This is a genomic window from Stieleria sp., assembly GCF_041595215.1.
Lineage (GTDB): Bacteria > Planctomycetota > Planctomycetia > Pirellulales > Pirellulaceae > Stieleria > Stieleria magnilauensis.
The window spans coordinates 1-2173 of record NZ_JBFHKV010001282.1 but is presented as its reverse complement, the minus strand read 5'-3'; the positions used below and the strand labels follow the sequence as shown (position 1 = coordinate 2173).

The 2173-nt window shown below is 60.5% G+C and carries 1 protein-coding gene; it reads right to left on the bottom strand.

Going from position 1 to position 2173, the window contains the following annotated elements:
- A partial coding sequence (locus tag ABX749_RS30560) for a c-type cytochrome (protein ID WP_372899365.1) occupies positions 1-2173 on the bottom strand: 2173 nt, incomplete at both ends.

Below are 2173 nucleotides of genomic sequence, written 5' to 3'. Positions count from 1 at the left end.
TCACCACCTGCACGCTGCGATACTTTTCGGCGATGACGTCCGACGGCGAAACGATTGACGCCAGGATATCGCGCTGACTGAAACGGGCTGCTAGCGAAGAGAGGTCTGGCCCCAGAACACCACCTCGGCCGGCGACGCGATGGCACGACGCACACAGAACGTCGCGGAACAAGGCTTCGCCGCGTTCTGCATCGCCCGGTTGTGAAAGCTGATCGAGGGCGGTGACCAGTTCGTCCAATGCCCATTTTCTGACATGCGGCCGGGACACCTGTTTCGGTGTCGCTTGCGAAAGCGTCGACGGTTGGATCAGTGACGCAAGTTTGACACGTTCGTCTTTGGTCAGTTGTGCGACCGCATGATCTCGGATCTGTTTCAGCCGGCCGGGCATGCCGGCACCGGAAAACGCCGTCCGCTCCAATTCGCCGAGCGCTTCGAAAAACAGGATGCGATCATCGATCGACCAACCGTCGGGTTGGTGACACAGCATGAACAATGCATTCATCCGATCACGCTGGCTTTGCCCGGCACGCAACAAGTCCATCAACGGCGGGACGACACCGGCGAGGTGGTGATCGGCAGCCAGTCGGCAGAGTGCTTCGCGGACCGAGCCCCCGTTTCCCAGCGGCGCGACCGTGGCATGGGGCTCCGTTTCCAGCCAACGCATCAGACGTTGCTTGGATCTGTTGCTTGCCGTCGAATCGACCGTTGACACATCAGCCAGGATCAAGCGGTAGGCGTGCAGCATGGAAAGTTTCCCAAACGACGACAGCGTGTCGAGTGCGATCGCGTCCAAGGCATGAAGCACTGCGTCGTGGTCATCGATGTTGCCCGCACGGGCGAGTGCCAGCAGCGAGGTCACTTGAGTTTCCGGATCCGGTTCAGACAGTGCCGCTTGGCGCCAGCGGGCAAGGTCCTGGTGTTCGATCGCGATGCGTGCGGCGTTGCGAATCAGCGGATCGGGATGGCCCAACTGTTCCCAGGCGGTCGCTAGGCTTTCGGAGTTCGGGTGATGGAGCGTCGCCAGTTGTCGTCGCAGCGTCCGGGAACGATTTGAAAACGCTTGTCGTTGGGTTTGTTGCTCGGTCAGGGGGGCGGCGTCTTGTGAGGGGCCGACGTAGCGGATGCGGTAGAGAGCGGATTGTGTTTTGCGTCCGCCGGTGATGACCAACAGGTCGCCGTCGGGACTGAAATCCAAGTCGGTGACGTTCAACGGCCGGCCGGCGAGGAAGGTTTCAACGCGACACGCGTATCCGGCTCCACGCGGGGAAAGGTGACAAGCCAAAATACGTCCGTAGGCCCAGTCGAGTGCAAAGAGGGCTCGTCGGTAATGCGGCGGGAATGAACTCCGCGCCCCGGATTTGACCGCCGTCGGTGACCCTTTTCCGACGTCGACGGTCGGTAGGGCGTTGTCGCTATGGTCCGGGAAATAGGGCGGCCATTGCCCGTTCGTGGTCCGTCGCCATCCATAGTCGCCGCCGGAGACCAATTGAACCATTCGAGTCGGGCGATACCAGGGCGATCCCATGTCGTATTCGTTGTCCGCGTCGTAGGTGAACACTTCACCGTCGTCGTTGAAATCGATTCCGAATGGATTTCGCAAGCCCGACGCGACCAATTCCCAGTGTGATCCGTCGCGGTCGGTTCGGATCAAATGGCCTTCCTCGGATCGTTGCCCCTTGCGAGCCGCCCGCAGGGGCGAGGTGTGATCTTCAATGTTCTCGGTTGCCAGTTCGACCGAATCGCCATGAATGGAGTAGATCATTCCGTCTGGACCGAGCGCCAAGTCGTTTCTTCCGTGACCGACTTGGCCGGGGAATTCTCGCAGCAATTCGACTTGATCGAACTGGTCGTCGGCATTGGTATCGCGAAGACGATACATGCCTTTGGAGTTGTTGGCGTTGGCGTACAGCGCGTCGTAGGCGTACAGCAAGCCTCGGCATTCTCGCAGCTCGTCGTTGATCGTCTCGACCGCAGTGATCTGTTTTCCGTCACGCGCCAGAGTCATCCGCAGCAGCCCTTTGTCTTCACGTGCGATGGTGATTCGGCCTTGGGGATCCAGTGCCATGCTGACCCATGAACCTTCGTCCGGTCCGGCCGAGCGAACCAGATCGACTTCGAAACCCGGCTGCGTCACAAAGGTTGCCGGGTCGGTCCCCGCATCCGCTCCGCTGGC